The sequence below is a fragment of the Secundilactobacillus collinoides DSM 20515 = JCM 1123 genome (genome assembly GCF_001435975.1).
GTDB lineage: Bacteria > Bacillota > Bacilli > Lactobacillales > Lactobacillaceae > Secundilactobacillus > Secundilactobacillus collinoides.
Window position 1 is genome coordinate 1 of record NZ_AYYR01000090.1, and the last position, 284, is coordinate 284.

The 284-nt window shown below is 41.5% G+C and carries 1 pseudogene; it reads left to right on the forward strand.

The features are described 5' to 3' along the window. Window positions 1-284, forward strand: a pseudogene (locus FC82_RS13325) (MobQ family relaxase); the annotation flags it as partial.

The window sequence follows — 284 nt, forward strand, 5'->3', positions numbered from 1 at the left end:
GTTTTAAAGCATGATGGCACTAAACAACTCTTTTTTGGCGAATGCAAAGCCGATCCGACGATTAAGAACAGTCAGATCGAGAAAATCCAAATGCAGTTAAAAGAGCAACAAGCCAAGGACGACCAGTACAGAAAAGCAAATATCAAACATTATCAACCACTGAACTACAAGCCAGTTAGTCCAGACTATTACTTAAAGACGGCCTTTAGTAACGCAATCATGACCGCCCTATATGCCCGTGATGAAGATTACGAACGGCAAAAACAGGCGCAAGGTTTAAAGGA